Consider the following 15,371-nt stretch of genomic DNA (forward strand, 5'->3'; position numbering starts at 1 on the left):
GCGGGCCGCCACGAGCCCGAAGGACACGCACATGGCACGGATGCCGTCGGCCGAACGGCGCCGGCACTTGACGGAGGCGGCGATCCGGGCGATGACCCGCGACGGCGTCGCCAGGACGACGACCCGGTCCATCGCCGCCGAGGCGGGCGTGTCGCTGAGCGTCTTCCACTACTGCTTCGACTCCAAGCAGGCCCTCGTCGAGTCCGTCATCACGACGATCACCGACCACTACGTCACGGTCGTCCGGGAGGCACTGCGCCCGCGGGCGACACTGGAGGACACCGTCCGGGCCGGCTTCCAGGCGTACTGGGACCACGTCCGGGCCCAGCCCGACGAGCACATGCTCACCTACGAACTCACCCAGTACGCCCTGCGCCGGCCCGGCTTCGAGCACCTCGCGCGACGCCAGTACGAGCTGTACGCCGACACCTACGCCGAACTGATCGAGCAACTGCGCACGAGCATGGACCTCCGGCTGAGCGTGCCCGTCCCCGTCCTGGCCCGCTATCTGGCCGCCATGACCGACGGCCTCACCCTCAACTACCTGGTGCTCGGCGACGAGACCGTCTGGACCGGCATCCTCGACACCGTCACCGCCCACATCGCGAGCCTGGTGCGCTCCCCGTGACAGGACGTCACCCGGCCAGGGAGCGGGCCCCGCGGTGGAGATGGTCGAGGGCCTCGGCCACGACGCTGCGCCGGTACCACTCGTGCCAGGTCGCCACATCGCGGGCCAGCGCCTCCAGGGCCCGCTCCTGAGGGCCGGACAGCCACCGGCCCGCCGCCGGCCAGTGCGCCGAGACCACCCCGACACTGGTGCCCGCGCCCCCGATCAGCGGCGCGCAGTACAGGGAGCGGGTGCCCTCGGCGAGCAGCACCTCGCGCATCCGCGGGCCGGCGAAGACGGGGTCGGTGGCCACGCTCTCCACCACCACCCGGCGCAGGGTCGTGTGGGCGACCGTGTACGGCGCCCGCAGCTGCGACACCTCGGCGAACTCGTCGGCGAAGGCCTCACCCAGGTTGCATCGCGCCTCCAGCACCAGCGTGCCCTGCGCCTCCTGCGCGCACAGCAGGTCCACGGAACGGGCCCCGGTCACCGCCAGCGCCTCGACGGCCGCGGCGTCCAGTACCCGGCGCCGCTCCACCGGTGAGACGTCGGCGTGTCTCAGGAACGGCGCCGTGGGCACCGGTGGGTGGTCCGACCAGGCGGGTGCCCGGCCCGGCGGGGGAGTTGTCACCACCGCGGAGGCGAGCACCCGGACCGGCACATTGCAGTGCTGGGAGGCGCCGCTGAGCAGGTCGAAGGAGACGGCGGCCCCCGGCAGCCCGTAGCGCTCCACGAGGATCCCCTGAGCCATGCCGATCAGCGCGGAGCTGCGCAGCTTGGCCCGCAGCCCGCGTACCTCGGCTTGCAGGTCCCCGGCCGACGGCGGCTGCACAGGCTCGGCCGGGGGCGTCACCGGGCCCGCGTGAGGCGCGGACCTGAGGCCGTGCAGGGCCGACTCCACGGTGGCGTGCGGCCTGATGCCCGGCAGCCCCGCCAGCCGCAGCGCCTCCCGCACGTGCGGGCGCGGCTGCACGATCGGCAGCGGGCGGCCCGCCGCGGCCAGCCCCCGGGTGACCTGGTCGAGGGCGCGCACGGCGGCTGCGCTCGACAGATAGACGTCCGTCATGTCGAGGACGGCGTGGGTCTGCGTGACCTCCGCGTGTGCCAGGTGCGAGGCGAGCGCGTGGGAGAAGTCGTCGGCGTTGGATGCGTCCAGGGTGCCGCGCACATGCAGGAACGTCACCTGCCCCAGGCTCTCGCCGTCCAGCGGCGAGGCCTTCATCATCAGCGGGGCGGGCGGTTCGCCGGCCCGGCGGGGCTGATCGGACATCATGAGGAGAGGCGCCTCCCGATACGGATGGGTCACCAGCCGGCCGCGTCCTGACCGATGGCGTCCACCATGCCCAGCGCCGGCGACCGGATGCAACGACCCCCGCCCCCGTGTCCGCGCCGACGGACCCGCACGCTCATCCGACGTACTGACGTGCGGGCGACGAGCGCCGGGCGCGTTCCAGCAGGGAGATCCGGTCTTCGATCTCCGGCGGTACGGGCGAGCGCTGCCGCAGCACCCAGGGCAGTCCGGCCACCGCGTGCGCGAACGCGCGGACCGAGGCCGCGTCCCGGGGGACGGTGAGCGCCAGATGGGCCGTACGCCGCAGCGCCGAGGGCAGCGGGCGGCGCAGCCAGGTGAACCACAGCGTGTTGCGCAGACCGAGGATCCGGCGCGCCGTGCTGTCCCGCACCAGCGAGGCCTGGTGGTGGACGGTCAGCTCCTCGGCATAGCTCAGCCACCAGCCCTGCCGCAGCAGATCGGTGGCCAGGAGTTCCTCCTCGCCGCCGAGCCACAGGCCGGGGTGGAAGCCGCCCGCGGCGCGGAAGGCGTCGACGCGCAGGACGGTGGCCGCCGCGAGGAAGGAGCCGAGGGCGGGGCCCGGCAGGTCGTCCGGACCCGTCAGCGGGGATTCCCGGAGTTCTTTCACGACGGGGTCCTCGCAGCCGTCCGGTTCCACGACGATCCGGGCGGTGACGGCGGCCAGTCGCCGTCCCGCGTCGAGGAGGTCCGCCCCCCGCCGCAGGCTCCCCGGCTCCCACCAGGTGTCGTCGTCGCAGAACGCCACGTACGGCGTGCGGACGTGACGCACCGCCAGGTTGCGGCCGACGGCGCCGAGATTCGTCCCCGGCTCCAGCAGGAGAACCTCGGGGAAACCCCGGCGCACCGCTTCGGCCGTACCGTCGCCCGAGGCGTTGTCGGTGACGATCACCGGCGGCCGTTCGGGCAGTTCGCGCAGGCGGGTGAGGGTGCGCAGGAGTTCGTCGCGGCGGTTGTGGGTGATGACCACGACCGTCGTGCGGCCGTCCCTCGTGCAGCTGTCCTTCGTGCGGCTGTCCTTCGGGTTTTCGCTCATACCGGCCTCCGTTCGGCCGCCTCGGGAGCGGTCCGGTCGTCGGGACCGGTCCGGTCCAGCAGCCGGGCCGCCCGTTCCACGCGCGCGGGCAGCGGGCGGCGCCGGGCGAGCGCGGCGGGCAGCCGGACCGCGACCTCGCGCAGGGCGCGTCGGGCACCGGGCTCGCCGCTCACCGCGCAGGCCGTCAGCCGGGCACCCGCCCGCAGGGCCACCGGGAGCGGGCGGCGCAGCACCAGCGTCAGCACCTCGTTGCGCCGCACCTGATGACTGCGCCCCTCCCTGCCGCCGGGCTCGGGAGCGTGCCGGGCCGTCAGCGAGGGCTCGTACGTGACGCCCCAGCCGCCGGCGGCGAGGTCGTAGGCGAGCAGGGTCTCCTCGCCGCCGAAGAACAGCAGCGGGTGGTAACCGCCCGCGCCGAGGAAGGCGTCGCGGCGCGCCACGCACGCGCACGCCAGGAAGCCCAGCACCGGACGCCCCCTCAGGTCGGGTTCGAACGGCAGGGGCGAGGCCGCGAGTACGGCGTTCAGCGGGTCCTCGGTCCGGTCGGGGCCGACCAGGGTGCGCGCGGCCACCAGGCCCAGCCGCGGACAGGCGTCCAGGAGGTCCGCCGCCCGGCGCAGGCTGCCCGGCTCCCACCAGGAGTCGTCGTCGCTGAACGCCACGTACGGGGTGGCGGCCTCCCGGACCGCCAGATTGCGGCCCACGGCACCGGTGTTGGCGCCGGGCCGGATGAGGCGGACGGCCGCCGGATGTGCGCTTACCACCTCGCGGGTCGCCTCCTCGGAGCCGTTGTCGACGACGACGACGGGCGGGCGTTCCGGCAGCGCGGCCAGCGCGTCGAGGGTGTGCAGCAGGCTGTCGGGCCGGTCGCGGGTGATCACCGCGACCGTGATCCGGCCGTCAGGGGCGGGCTGAGGCGACACGCGTCCGCGCTCCCCTCTCTGAAGGTGTGCGACCACGCCGCAGCAGCGATCGCGCGGCCGCGACCGTCTCGTCGGCGTCGATGCCCAGCAGCCGGAGGTCGGGCACGTCGCCGTGCGGGTCGCCGGGCGGACCCGGCTTCCACAGGGCCAGATGGTGCGGCGAACGCGGCGGGCCCCACAGGTGCGGCGCCACCGGCCCGAACAGCGTCACCGACGGCGTCGCGTGCGCCACGGCGAGATGCGCCAGCCCGGTGTCGCCGCTGACCAGCAGCGCGGCCCCCGCGACCAGCGCCGACAGCTCGCCGAACGGCAGTCCGCCGCGCAGCACGTCCCGCTCGGGCAGGCCCGCCCGACCGGCGACGTCCCTCACCAGCACGTCCTCCCCGGGACCGCCGGTGACGACGACCCGGTGGCCTTCGCCGTGCAGCGCCCGCGCCACGGCCGCGTAGCGCTCGGCGGGCCAGCGGCGGGCCGCCGACTCCGCTCCGGGGTGGACGACGACGGCCCCCGGCGCGGGTGACTCCACGGCAGGCGGGGGGAGCCGTACGTCGGCCGGGTCGGCCGGGATGCCGTAGTGGGCGAGGAAGCGGCACCACCGGTCGCGTTCGTGCTCGTCCGGCCGCCACTCGGGCGGGGGCGGATCGGGCTGGGCGAAGGCGAGCAGCCGGCCGGGGGAGAGGGCGGCGAGCGCGTCGCGGCTCTCCGGGCCCTTGCCGTGCAGGTCGACCGCGACCTGCGGCGGCGGTCCCGTCCAGTGCGTCAGCAACGGCACGCCCCGCCCCGGAGCCCGCGCCGGGAGGACCGTGTCCACCGCACCGGTGGCGAGCGCCGCCTCGTGCAGTGCCGGCGGCAGCGCCAGCACCGTCTCATGCCCGGGGAAGGCCCGCCGGACACCGCGCAGCGCGGGCACCCCGGCGAGCAGGTCGCCCAGGCCCAGCGCGCGCAGCACCAGTACCCGAGGTGTCACCGGTGCCCCCGTCCGTGGGCCAGGCCCGCAGGCCGTGGGGACGACGCCGCCTTCTCGGCGATCCCGGTCGTGGAGCGCCCGTCCAGATAGGGGAAGAGGACGACCTGCCCGCCCCAGCTCTCCACGAGCGGGGCCTCCGGGAGCCGTTCCAGGGCGTAGTCGCCGCCCTTGGCCCAGATGTGCGGGCGCAGGTCGGCCAGCAGCCGCTCCGGGGTGTCCTCGTCGAACACGGCGACCGCGTCCACGCACTCCAGCGCGCGCAGCACCCTGATCCGGTCCGCGACCGGCACCAGGGGCCGCCCGCCGCCCTTGCGGCGGCGCACGGAGGCGTCCGAGTTCACGCACACCACCAGGCAGTCCCCGGTACGGCGGGCCGCCTGCAACAGGGCCACATGGCCGGCGTGCAGCAGGTCGAAGCAGCCGCCGGCGGCCACGACGGTCCCGCCCGCGGCCCGTACGCGGGCGGCCGTGCGCAGGGCGTCGTCCGTCGGCTCGGCGTCGACCGCCGGGGGCGACGGCACCGGCGGCGCGGACACGGCACGGGCGCCGCCCTCGGCGACGTAGCGGGTCGCGGCGTGCACGGCTCCCCGGACGGCGGACTCGGTGAGTTCGCCGTCGGCCAGCAGCCCGGCCGCGGCCGCCGCGAACCGGTCCCCGGCACCGCAGGCGTCCCCGTCGGCCGTCACCGGCGACGGCACGAGCAGCGGTGTGTCGCCGTGCGACAGCAGCGCGCCCCGGCCGCCCAGCGTCACGGCCACCGAGGCCGCCCGCCAGGCCCGGACGAGCGTGTCCGCGTCACGGGCCGCCGTCTGCAGGGCGCCCATGCCCTCGGGCCGCTCGTCGCCCGCGAAGCCGCGCGCCTCGCTCGCCGACGGCGTGACCAGCCGCACCCCGGGCACCGGCCGCTCCCCGCGCGGATGCGGGTCCCAGACGACGGGCACCCGGGCCGCCGCTGCCGCCAGTTCCTCCCGCAGCACCTCGGCGGTGCCGCGGCCGTAGTCGGCGACGAGGACGGCACCGGCCTCGGCGACCGCCCGGCGCGCCTCGTCGGTCGCCTCGCCGGCCCGGCCGTCCCCGTCGTCCAGCCGCAGCAGCGGGGTGCCCTCGGCGAGGACCCGGGTCTTGCTGGACAGATCACCGGTCAGCGGCAGCCGCACCAGCCGCACCCGGCCGCCCAGCGCCCGCACCAGACAGGCACTGGACTCGTCCTCGCCGAGGGCGGTCACCAGGGTGACGGGCCTGCCGTCGGCCGCGGCGAGCCAGGCCGCCAGGGCCGCGCCGCCCGGCCGGGTGACGCGCCGGGCCGCGCTGACCACCGGCACGGGCGCGTCCGGCGCCAGCCGCTCGGCCCGTCCGCACAGGTCGTGGTCGAGGAGGGCGTCCCCGACGACGAGCAGCGGGGCGGGGGCACTCATACGCCGTCCCTCCCCGCCGGGTCCGCCCACCGGTCCACGCGCGGGCGCCGCCGCTCCACGGCCAGGCGCCGTTCCACGGTCCGGTCGAAGGCTTCGCACAGTATGTGCACGGCCACCAGGTGCAGCTCCTGCACCGTGGCGGACGTCGCCGCCTCCACGCACAGGGCCGCGTCGGCCGCGCCCTCCAGGGGGTTGGGCGCCGGCCCCGTCAGCGCCCAGACGGTCATGCCGAGTCGGGCGGCCTCCTTCGCCGCGACGAGCAGGTTCTCGCTGGCGCCGCTGGTCGACAGCAGCATCAGCACGTCCGCGTCCCGCCCATGAGCGGCGACCTGCCGGGCGAAGATCTCCTGCACGCCGTAGTCGTTGGCGATCGCCGTGGTGGAGGACGTGTCGGCGTGCAGGGCGAGCGCCGAGAACGGCGGGCGGTCGTCGCGGTAGCGGCCGACCAGTTCGGCGGTCAGGTGCTGGGCCTGGGCGGCGCTGCCGCCGTTGCCCGCGACCAGCAGCCGGGAACCGGAGCCGAGCCGGTCGGCGAGGGCGGCGCCCCACCGGTCGATCACGGGCGTGGCGTACTCGCGGAAGCCCGCGAGGGCCTTCATCAGGTCGTCGCAGTGAGTGACGTCGGTGGCGAGTTTCATCGGACGACTCCAGAGAGCGAGGGGACGCAGGAGACGGCCCCGTAGACCTGGGTCACTCCGTCGGCGACGCGGTCCCACGTGTACCGGGCGAGGACGCGGCGCCGGCCCGCGGCGCCGTACCGGGCGAGCCGGGCCGGGTCGTCGAGGAGGCCGCGGATCGTCGCGCTGAGGTCGTGGTCCTCGTCGGGCGGCACCAGGACGCCGGTGACGTCGTCGACGACCGTGTCGAGCTGGCCGCCGACGGCGGTGGCGACGACGGGCGCGCAGCACGCCATGGCCTCGACGGGGACGATCCCGAACGGCTCGTAGCGGGGCAGTGAGAGCACCAGGTCGGCGCCGGACATGAGCTGGGGCATCCGGTCGGGGCTCACCCCGCCGAGGAGGGTCACCCGGTCGTCCACTCCGCAGTCCTCGGCGATCGCCCGCAGCCGCTCCGCCTCGGGTTCGGCGCCCAGCAGGGCGGGCTCGGGTCCGCCGGCGATGAGGAGTTCGGCGTCGGGGACGCCGGCCAGGGCCCGGATCGCCCGGTCGAACCCCTTACGGGGGACGAGCCGGCCCACCGAGACCAGCCGGCGGGGCGCGGCGGGCGACCGCCGGGCCGCGGCGACGGGCGCGAACCGCACCGGGTCGACCCCACAGGGGACGACGGAGATACGGTCGCGCGGCAGCCCCATGGCGATCAGTTCCGTCACCTCGTCCTCGCAGGTGGCGATGATGCCGCCGCACTCCCGTCCCACCGCCGACTCGATCGCGAGGCGCTGCGGCGGGCTGGTGTCGGCGGTGCCCTGGTGACGCTTCTTCACGGTGCCGAGCGCGTGGTACGTCTGCACCACCGGCACTCCCAGGGCGCGCGCCCCGGCCACCGCCGCCATCCCGGACATCCAGAAGTGCGCGTGCACCACGTCGGGCGGCTCGGTGGCCCACTCCTGCGCCAGCCACGCGCCGAACTCCGGCATGTACGGCAGGAGTTCGTCCTTGGGTATCGGGGCCGGGGGTCCGGCGGGCACATGAACCACCTTCACCCCGTCGGGTGTGGTGACCCGCTCCGGCAGCTTGGGATCGTCGCGGCGCGTGTACACGACGACCTCGTGGCCCCGCCGGGCCAGCTGTCCGGCGAGCTGGGCCACGTACACGTTCTGTCCGCCCGCGTCCGGGCCGCCTAGTTCGGCCAGGGGGCTGGCGTGCTCGGAGACCATGGCGACGCGGCCGGCGGTGGGGTGACTGGGGCTCATCGGGTGACCTCCTTGATCAGGCGTTCCCAGTCGTCGCGGAAACGCCGTTCTCCGTAGCGGGCCTGGACCGCGGCCCGGCCGGCCTCCCCTGTCGCGCGGGCGTACGCGGGGTCCGCGGCGAGGCGGCGGACGGCGTCCTCCAGCACGTCGAACCGGTTGGAGACCACCCCCGCCCCCTCGGGCACGGCCTCGCGGACCTCGGTGGTGTCCAGTGCCACCACGGGCATCCCCAGGAACATGGCCTCCAGGAGGGACAGCCCGAGCGACGTCCAGCGGATCGGGTGCAGGTAGAGGCGGCAGCGGGCCATCGCCGGGTGCAGTTCGCCCTGCGGCAGGTCCCGGCTGCGGCAGCGGTCGGGCGGCAGCCCGAGGTGCTCGGCGAGTCCCTCGGTGCGCATGCCGAAGACGTCCAGCGGTGCCCAGCGGGCGAACCGGGGCAGCAGATCCGTGCCCGTGGTACGGCCGCGCCGCACGGGCTCGTTGACGACGACCGCGGCGCGGGGCTCCTCGCCGGTCCACAGCGGGCCCGGGTCGATGATGCCGTGCTCGATCACCGTCGTCGGCGCCCGGCCGTTGTCCCACATCAGCCGGTTGAAGTGGGTGACGTGCACGACCGGTATGTCGGTCCGGCCGGCGAGGGGGTGGCGGGTGCCGACGGCCGTCCCGTGCGGGCTGTTGTGCTCCACGTACACCGCAGGGACGTCGACGCCGGGGCGGCGGCCGGTCCACGCGTGGGCCAGCTCCAGCTCGTGCGGGCGCTGCAGCACCATCAGGTCGATGTCCGCCGCGCGCAGCTCGCCGGGCCCGGCCTCGCGGACCGCGGGCGGCCAGTTCCAGGTTCTGGCCCGGCCCAGCCCGTCCGGCCCGCGGTCCGGGGTCACCGGGACGAGGAAGGTGTACGGGCCCTGGACGAACGACGTCAGCCACGAGCCGTGCACATGCCAGACGAGAACGTTCATGTGTGCTCCTTGAGCAGTTTCCGCACCGCCTGCACCACGTCCTGGCCGGTGACCTCGTCCAGACAGGGATGGCCGGCCACCGGACAGTGCCGGGCCCTGCTGTCCGCGCACGGCGCCTTCTGGTCGCCGAGCAGCACACTCGGCACGCCGTACGGCCCCCAGCGCTCCGCCGGGACGACGGGGGCGAACAGGGACACCACCGGGGTGCCGACCGCCGCCGCCAGATGGGCGGGGCCGGTGTTGCCGCACACCACGACGTCGGCGGTGCGCAGCACGCCCGCCAGGGTGCGCGGCTCGGTCCTGCCGCCGAGGTCCACCGCCGTCCCCCCGCTGACCCGCCGGGTCAGGTCACTCTCGTCGGGGCCGCCGGTGACGACCACCCGGTGACCGGCGTCGGCGAGCAGCGCGACGGCCTCGGCGCACCGTTCGGCACTCCAGGCGCGGGCGGGCGCACTGGCACCGGGGTGGACGACGACGTACGGGCCGTTGCCGGTCAGGGCGACGGTGTCCGGCGGCGGCAGGACGCGCAGCCGCCCGTCGTCGCCCGGTGGCGGGGGAAAGCCCAGCGCGGCGGCGGTGTCGAGCGCCGCCTCCGCCTCGTGCCGGCCGGGCAGCCGCCGGTGGCGCACGTCGAGGAGGCTGCCGGGGTGGTCGACGCTGTCGGCGCCGATCCGGCCGATACCGGCCAGCCGCAGCACCAGCGCGGTGGGCAGGGGGCTCTGGTGGAACGAGGTCAGGACGAGGGCCACGTCGAACGCGGCCTCGCTCAGTCGCCGCACCAGTTCGTCGACGTCCGCCTTGCGCACCGGGGGCGGGTCGACGCCCTCCCACGGCGCCGACCAGACCAGGACCTCCTCGACGCCGGGCAGCAGCCGGGCGGCCGGTTCGCCGCGTGGGCCGCACAGCATCGTCACGCGCCCGCTGTGTGCGGCGACCGCGCGGACGGCGGGCCCGGCGAGCAGGACGTCGCCGAAGCTGTCGAGCCGTACGACCAGTGCCTTCACAGCCGGCCTCCCTGCGTCTGCGCCAGCAGCCGGTTGACCGCAGTGAGCAGGTCGGGGGCGGTCGTGGGAGCCGACTCGACCTCTTCGAGCAGCGTCACCGCCGTCGGGATCAGCACACCCCGGGCGCCCGCGGCACGGGCGGCCAGCACGTCGGCCCCGATGTCGCCGATCACCACACAGTCCTGCGGAGCCACGTCCAGGCGGCGGGCCGCCTCGATGACCAGTCCGGGACGCGGCTTGCGGCAGCCGCAGCCGTCGTCGGGCACGTGCGGGCAGTACACCCAGGTGCCGAGACCGCCGAGCAGGGCGTCCACCCGGTCGTTGACCCGGCGGACGTCGGAGTCCGTGAGCAGTCCGCGGCCGATGCCCGACTGGTTGCTGACCACGCCCGTCAAGATGCCCTCGGACCGCAGCAGGTCCAGGGCCCGCTTCGCGCCGGGCAGCGGGCGCACCCGCTCGGGGTCGCCGTTGTAGGGCACGTCCTCGACGAGGGTGCCGTCGCGGTCGAAGAGGACGGCGGCGACCCGGACGCGGTCGGCGGTCCGCCGGCTCACGGCCGGCCTCCCATCGGCAGCGCACGCCGATGGCGTACCAGGCCGTGCAGCCAGTGGCGCACCGCGAGCGGCGGGATGAGAACGCTGGTGACCGCCATGGTGACGATCTCGTCCCGGGTCCTCGGGCCGGGCAGGATCCGGGCCGCGGCGAACTCGGCCGTGCCCAGCAGCCACAGGGCTCCGGCCGCGGCGGCGGCCCGGCGCCGGCCGGCCGGCGCGCACAGGGACGCGGTCAGCGCGGCGGACGTCACCAGGACGTGCCGGGGAAGCCGTCCGCGGGGCGCCTCGGCGCGGGTCCACCAGTGGCGGCCGTGCAGCCGGGTCATCAGGACGTCGTCGGCGTTGCCCCGCTGGGCCCGCACGGACACCCACCGGTCGGCGGGCCGCACCGGATGCCGGGTCGTGCGCAGGCCGCGCCGCAGCGTCCAGCCCGCTTCCATGACGCGCAGTGCCAGGTCGGCGTCCTCCCGGAACGCCCGGCGGAACCGCTCGTCGAAGCCGCCCACTCCAGCCAGCGCGGCCGTCCGGTAGGCCATGTCGGCGGTCGCCCAGGCGGCCCGCTCCAGCCCGGCCGTGCCGCGTTCCCAGTCGGTGGGCCTGCGGTCCTCGGGGAGCGGGACGGTCAGCCGCCCCTGGATGCCGCCCGTGTCCGGGCCGGCCGCGTCCAGGTCGTCGGCGAGCAGCCGCGACCACTTCGGCAGCACCCGCACGTCGTCGTCGAGGAACACCGTCCAGGGCGTGCCGACGGTGCGCCAGCCCGCGTTGCGGGCGGCGGCGGGCCCCCGCCCGCCGCTGCGCAGGGTGCGCACCCGCCCGCGCAGCACGCCGGCCGCCTCCAACGGCAGCTCCCCGGCGGGCTCGGGCCGGTCGTCGACCACGACGACCTCCTCGGGCGGATGGTCAGCCGCCGCCGCCAGGGCGCGCAGACAGTCCGCGAGACAGGGCCGCCCGATCGTGGGGATCACCACCGAGTAGGCGGGCGCGCCCGTCATGCGAACATCTTCTTCCGCCGCACCGCGAACGGACCGAGCGCGAGCAGGTCCACCGGCGCGGAACCGAAGCACTCCAAGGCGTCGCGCGGATCGTCGACCATCGGCCGGCCCGCCGTGTTCAGGCTGGTGTTGACCACCACCGGCAGCCCGGTCCGCCGCTCGAAGCCGTCGATCATCCGCGCCACCAGCGGCTCGGCCGCCCGGTCCACGGTCTGGATACGGGCCGTGCCGTCCACGTGGACCACGGCCGGGATCCGCTCCCGCCACTCGGCGGCGACCTCGTGCACGAACAGCATGTACGGGCTGGGCAGCGGCCCGTCGAACAGCTCCGGCGCCCGCTCCGCCAGCACCATCGGGGCCACCGGACGGAACTCCTCCCGCCCCTTCACCGCGTTGAGCCGCTCCAGGTTCTCCGCCCGCCCCGGATGCGCCAGCAGCGAACGATGGCCGAGCGCCCGCGGCCCGTACTCGCTGCGCCCCTGGAACCAGGCCACGACACCGTCACGCGCCAGCTCCTCGGCGACGGCCTCCGCGATATCGGCCGGCTCCTCGTACGCTACGGCCGCCCGCTCCAGCCACTCGCGCAGCTCGGCGTCGCTCCAGCCGCGGCCCAGCGCGGCCGTCGGCATGGCTTCCACCGTCTCCTTCTGGTGGGCGACATGCAGCGCGGCACCCAGCGCCGTCCCGGCGTCACCGGCCGCGGGCTGCACCCAGATCCGCTCGAACGGTCCCTCCCGGTGCAGCCGGGTGTTGGCCACGCAGTTCAGCGCCACCCCGCCCGCGAGCGTCAGCACCTCCTCACCCGTGCGCTCGTGCAGCCACCGCACCAGGTCGAGCAGCACCTCCTCCAGACAGGCCTGGGCGCTGGCCGCGATGTCGGCGTGGTCCTGCGTCCAGGGAGCGCCCGCCGCACGCGGCGCGGCCAGCGACGCCCACGGCACGGGACGGGCCAGGAAACCGCCCTCGCCGTCCGTACGGACGTAACCGCGCAGCCGGTCCAGGAAGCGGGGCGTGCCGTACGAGGCGAGGGCCATGACCTTGAACTCGTCGCTGCTGCGCAGGAATCCCAGGTGCTGGGTGAGGTCCTCGTAGAAGAGGCCCATCGAGTCGGGCAGGGACTGCGAGCCCAGGACGGTGAGTTCACGGTTCGCGTAGCGGCCCGCGAGGTGGGAGCCGCACTCGCCGCGGCCGTCGAGCACGAGGACCGCGCAGTCGGGGTACGGGGACGCCTGCCCCGCCGAGGCGGCGTGGGCCACATGATGAGGGACGAAGCGGACCTTGGCCGGGTCGAGGCCGGGCAGCGCCTCGGCCAGGAACTCGGGAGCGCGGCGCGCGTACTCCTGCCGCAGGTGGTCCCAGGGGTCGTCCAGGCCGAGCCGGTCCGCCGGGCGCGCGAGGTCGGGATCGTAGGAGTAGGCGACCGCGTCCAGCTCGGACGGGTCGAGCCCGGCCTGCTCCAGGCACCAGCGGGCGGACAGTTCGGGCAGTTCCCAGGCGGAGAAGGGGACGGGACGCTTGCCGTGCTTGCGCCGGCTGAAGCGCTCCTCCTCCGTGGCCGCCACGATCCTGCCGTCCATGACGAGCGCGGCGGCGGGATCGTGGAACAGGGCGTTGATTCCCAGTACGCGCATGCGATGCCTCCGTGGCGGGGTGAGGGAGGGGTCTCAGAGCTGCGGTTCCCGCGTCGGCTGGGTCGCGGCGAAGTAGGCGATCGTGTGCTTGATGCCTTCCTCCCACGGCACCCTGGGCGCCCAGCCCAGCAGCTCACGGGCCAGCGTCGTGTCCGGCCGGCGCCGCTGCGGATCGTCGGCGGGACGGTCGACGAACTCGATCAGCGAGCCGGATCCCGTCAGCTCCACCACCCGGCGCGCGATGTCACGGACCGTGACCTCGTCGGTCCCGCCGATGTTCACCGGCCGCACCGAGTGGCTCGCGGCCACCAGCAGCACCCCGTCGACCGTGTCGTCCACATAGCAGAGCGACCGCGTCTGCCCGCCGTCACCCGCCACCGTCAGCGGCTCACCGGCCAGCGCCTGACACACGAAGGTGGGCACCGCACGCCCGTCGTGGGCCCGCATCCGCGGCCCGTACGTGTTGAACAGCCGGACGATGCCCGCATCGGCCTCCCGAGCCCGCACATGGGCCGTGACCAGCGCCTCCGAGAACCGCTTGGCCTCGTCGTACACGCTGCGCGGGCCGACCGGATTGACGTTGCCCCAGTAGTCCTCGCGCTGCGGATGCACCAGCGGATCGCCGTACACCTCGGACGTGGAGGCCAGCAGGAACCTGGCTGCGTCACGCTCCGCGACGGCCAGCATGTTGCGGGTGCCCAGACTGCCGACGTCGAGCGTCTCCAGCGGCAGCCGCAGATAGTCGGCGGGCGAGGCCGGACACGCGAAGTGCAGAACCAGGTCGTAGGGCCCCTCCAGCCGTTCCGGGCAGTCCGCCGAGGACACGTCGCACTCGACGAACCGGAAACCGGGGTGGCCTTCGAGGTGGGCGATGTTCGCCCGTGAACCGGACACCAGGTTGTCCGCGCAGTCGACTTCGACACCTGAAGCCAACAGGCGCTCGCACAGATGGCTGCCGAGGAATCCGGCGCCGCCGGTCACCACGGCACGACGCCAGGGCAGGCTGGGGGTCGCATCATTCATGGGACGTCCTTCGCTCGCGCCCGGCAACGCCTTCACGAGGTCGGCGCACTGATCCGGTGCGGCACGGGAGGGTGTGGAGCAGTGAAGGAGGAGGACGCGCGGAGTGCTGCGCAGCAGCGCCGTCCTGGTCGGCCGCCGTTTTCCCGACGGCACTGGCTCGGAGTTCCCGCGCCAGTAGCTTTCACACGTTGATCCCTATTGTGCTCAGGCACCGGCTGTCCCGCGACCGCTCCCAGCCCCACCAGTACCGCCGATCCCACGAGCACCAGAGGCACCACACGCATCAGGCAGCAGAGGCATCCGGCAGGCCGCGTCAACCGGCGGACCCGGTGTCGGCCGGGCGGCGCGGGGCACCCGGAGTCCCGGCGGGTCCGTCCCGGGCCCGCCGTGCCGAGGCTGGAGGTGAAGGACATGGGTCATGGTGGGAACGTCATCGACGAACTGGTGACCGATCATCGTGAGGTCGAGGAGCTGTTCGGCAAGATCGAGGCGCTGCCGGCCGGCCACAAGGACCGCAAGATGTACGCCGACCAGGTCACGATGGAGCTGGTCAGGCACTCGGTGGCCGAGGAGGCCTACCTCTACCCGGCCGTCCGTGAACATGTGGCGGGCGGGGACACGCTGGCCGACAAGGAGCTCGAGGACCACGCCAAGGCCGAACGGATGATGAAGGACCTGGAGAGCTGCGAGGCGGACGACCCGCAGTTCGACCGGCTCGTCGGCATGCTGATGAGTGAGATCCGCGAGCATGTCGCCGACGAGGAGGGCAACCTCTTCCCGCGGCTGCGCTCGGCCTGCCCCGCGGACGCCCTCGACGACCTGGGCGACAAGGTCCGCATGGCGAAGAAGACGGCGCCCACGCGTCCCCACCCGTCCGCCCCGGACAAGCCGCCCGCCAACAAGATGCTGGCACCGGGGGTCGGCATGGTCGACCGGATGCGTGACGCGCTGAGCGGGCGCGGCAAGAAGGGCTGAGGCCCGGGGCACACCTCGGGCCCAGGTGGGCGGGTCCGTCGCCGCCGGCGACGGACCCGCCGGCATGCCACACGCCATGAGCGCCCGAGCCCTGTGAGCAACCGCA

The 15,371-nt window shown here is 75.0% G+C and carries 15 protein-coding genes; 2 read left to right on the forward strand and 13 right to left on the reverse strand.

From position 1 onward, the window contains the following. The first annotated feature begins 31 nt into the window (after positions 1-31). Entirely contained in the window at positions 32-628 is a 597-nt protein-coding gene (locus P1P75_RS02215) for a TetR/AcrR family transcriptional regulator (protein ID WP_319251242.1), read from the forward strand. Between the two features lie 7 nt (positions 629-635). Here the strand turns inward: P1P75_RS02215 and P1P75_RS02220 are convergent, their stop codons facing one another. From P1P75_RS02220 to P1P75_RS02280, 13 genes are all read right to left on the reverse strand, one after another. Continuing rightward, positions 636-1,880 (reverse strand): STAS domain-containing protein, encoded by a 1,245-nt coding sequence (locus P1P75_RS02220; RefSeq protein WP_319251244.1) that lies wholly within the window; start codon positions 1,878-1,880, stop codon positions 636-638. Positions 1,881-2,013: 133 nt separating this feature from the next. Then, complete coding sequence (locus P1P75_RS02225; protein WP_319251246.1) at positions 2,014-2,952, reverse strand: glycosyltransferase; 939 nt, start codon at positions 2,950-2,952, stop codon at positions 2,014-2,016. Continuing rightward, positions 2,949-3,875, reverse strand: coding sequence for a glycosyltransferase (locus P1P75_RS02230; protein ID WP_319251248.1), 927 nt, complete (start codon positions 3,873-3,875; stop codon positions 2,949-2,951). The genes P1P75_RS02225 and P1P75_RS02230 overlap by 4 nt, the downstream gene beginning before the upstream one ends. Then, complete coding sequence (locus P1P75_RS02235; protein WP_319251250.1) at positions 3,853-4,842, reverse strand: glycosyltransferase family 9 protein; 990 nt, start codon at positions 4,840-4,842, stop codon at positions 3,853-3,855. The genes P1P75_RS02230 and P1P75_RS02235 overlap by 23 nt, the downstream gene beginning before the upstream one ends. Then, a complete protein-coding gene (rfaE2, locus tag P1P75_RS02240) occupies positions 4,839-6,257 on the reverse strand; it encodes a D-glycero-beta-D-manno-heptose 1-phosphate adenylyltransferase (protein WP_319251252.1) in 1,419 nt (472 codons plus the stop codon). Before rfaE2 ends, P1P75_RS02235 begins: the two co-directional genes overlap by 4 nt. Then, positions 6,254-6,895, reverse strand: a complete 642-nt coding sequence (locus P1P75_RS02245) for an SIS domain-containing protein (protein WP_319251254.1) — start codon at positions 6,893-6,895, stop codon at positions 6,254-6,256. Before P1P75_RS02245 ends, rfaE2 begins: the two co-directional genes overlap by 4 nt. After that, the gene (locus P1P75_RS02250) at positions 6,892-8,127 is read right to left on the reverse strand and encodes a glycosyltransferase (protein WP_319251256.1); all 1,236 of its coding nucleotides are present in this window, start codon (positions 8,125-8,127) and stop codon (positions 6,892-6,894) included. Before P1P75_RS02250 ends, P1P75_RS02245 begins: the two co-directional genes overlap by 4 nt. Beyond that, the gene (locus P1P75_RS02255; RefSeq protein WP_319251258.1) at positions 8,124-9,086 is read right to left on the reverse strand and encodes a glycosyltransferase family 4 protein; all 963 of its coding nucleotides are present in this window, start codon (positions 9,084-9,086) and stop codon (positions 8,124-8,126) included. The genes P1P75_RS02250 and P1P75_RS02255 overlap by 4 nt, the downstream gene beginning before the upstream one ends. Continuing rightward, positions 9,083-10,090: a glycosyltransferase family 9 protein gene (locus P1P75_RS02260; RefSeq protein ID WP_319251260.1), complete on the reverse strand. Its 1,008-nt coding sequence runs from the start codon at positions 10,088-10,090 to the stop codon at positions 9,083-9,085. The genes P1P75_RS02255 and P1P75_RS02260 overlap by 4 nt, the downstream gene beginning before the upstream one ends. Further along, complete coding sequence (locus P1P75_RS02265) at positions 10,087-10,644, reverse strand: HAD family hydrolase (RefSeq protein ID WP_319251262.1); 558 nt, start codon at positions 10,642-10,644, stop codon at positions 10,087-10,089. Before P1P75_RS02265 ends, P1P75_RS02260 begins: the two co-directional genes overlap by 4 nt. Beyond that, positions 10,641-11,636, reverse strand: a complete 996-nt coding sequence (locus tag P1P75_RS02270; RefSeq protein ID WP_319251263.1) for a glycosyltransferase — start codon at positions 11,634-11,636, stop codon at positions 10,641-10,643. Before P1P75_RS02270 ends, P1P75_RS02265 begins: the two co-directional genes overlap by 4 nt. Further along, entirely contained in the window at positions 11,633-13,267 is a 1,635-nt protein-coding gene (locus tag P1P75_RS02275; RefSeq protein ID WP_319251265.1) for a carbamoyltransferase C-terminal domain-containing protein, read from the reverse strand. The genes P1P75_RS02270 and P1P75_RS02275 overlap by 4 nt, the downstream gene beginning before the upstream one ends. A 33-nt stretch (positions 13,268-13,300) precedes the next feature. Beyond that, positions 13,301-14,290, reverse strand: a complete 990-nt coding sequence (locus tag P1P75_RS02280) for an NAD-dependent epimerase/dehydratase family protein (protein WP_319251267.1) — start codon at positions 14,288-14,290, stop codon at positions 13,301-13,303. A 411-nt stretch (positions 14,291-14,701) separates the two neighbouring features. Between P1P75_RS02280 and P1P75_RS02285 the strand changes: the two genes are divergently transcribed. Beyond that, positions 14,702-15,265: a hemerythrin domain-containing protein gene (locus P1P75_RS02285; RefSeq protein WP_319251269.1), complete on the forward strand. Its 564-nt coding sequence runs from the start codon at positions 14,702-14,704 to the stop codon at positions 15,263-15,265. Positions 15,266-15,371 lie beyond the last annotated feature (106 nt).

This window comes from Streptomyces sp. ID05-39B, from assembly GCF_033794725.1.
Classification (GTDB): Bacteria; Actinomycetota; Actinomycetes; order Streptomycetales; family Streptomycetaceae; genus Streptomyces; species Streptomyces bobili.

What these genes read in the sequence shown, in the direction of transcription:
- P1P75_RS02220 (WP_319251244.1), bottom strand. Translation starts at nt 1,880, where the DNA reads ATGATGTCCGATCAGCCCCGCCGGGCCGGCGAACCGCCCGCCCCGCTG.
- rfaE2 (WP_319251252.1), bottom strand. Translation starts at nt 6,257, where the DNA reads ATGAGTGCCCCCGCCCCGCTGCTCGTCGTCGGGGACGCCCTCCTCGAC.
- P1P75_RS02250 (WP_319251256.1), bottom strand. Translation starts at nt 8,127, where the DNA reads ATGAGCCCCAGTCACCCCACCGCCGGCCGCGTCGCCATGGTCTCCGAG.
- P1P75_RS02245 (WP_319251254.1), bottom strand. Translation starts at nt 6,895, where the DNA reads ATGAAACTCGCCACCGACGTCACTCACTGCGACGACCTGATGAAGGCC.
- P1P75_RS02285 (WP_319251269.1), top strand. Translation starts at nt 14,702, where the DNA reads ATGGGTCATGGTGGGAACGTCATCGACGAACTGGTGACCGATCATCGT.
- P1P75_RS02280 (WP_319251267.1), bottom strand. Translation starts at nt 14,290, where the DNA reads ATGAATGATGCGACCCCCAGCCTGCCCTGGCGTCGTGCCGTGGTGACC.
- P1P75_RS02225 (WP_319251246.1), bottom strand. Translation starts at nt 2,952, where the DNA reads ATGAGCGAAAACCCGAAGGACAGCCGCACGAAGGACAGCTGCACGAGG.
- P1P75_RS02275 (WP_319251265.1), bottom strand. Translation starts at nt 13,267, where the DNA reads ATGCGCGTACTGGGAATCAACGCCCTGTTCCACGATCCCGCCGCCGCG.
- P1P75_RS02215 (WP_319251242.1), top strand. Translation starts at nt 32, where the DNA reads ATGGCACGGATGCCGTCGGCCGAACGGCGCCGGCACTTGACGGAGGCG.
- P1P75_RS02270 (WP_319251263.1), bottom strand. Translation starts at nt 11,636, where the DNA reads ATGACGGGCGCGCCCGCCTACTCGGTGGTGATCCCCACGATCGGGCGG.
- P1P75_RS02255 (WP_319251258.1), bottom strand. Translation starts at nt 9,086, where the DNA reads ATGAACGTTCTCGTCTGGCATGTGCACGGCTCGTGGCTGACGTCGTTC.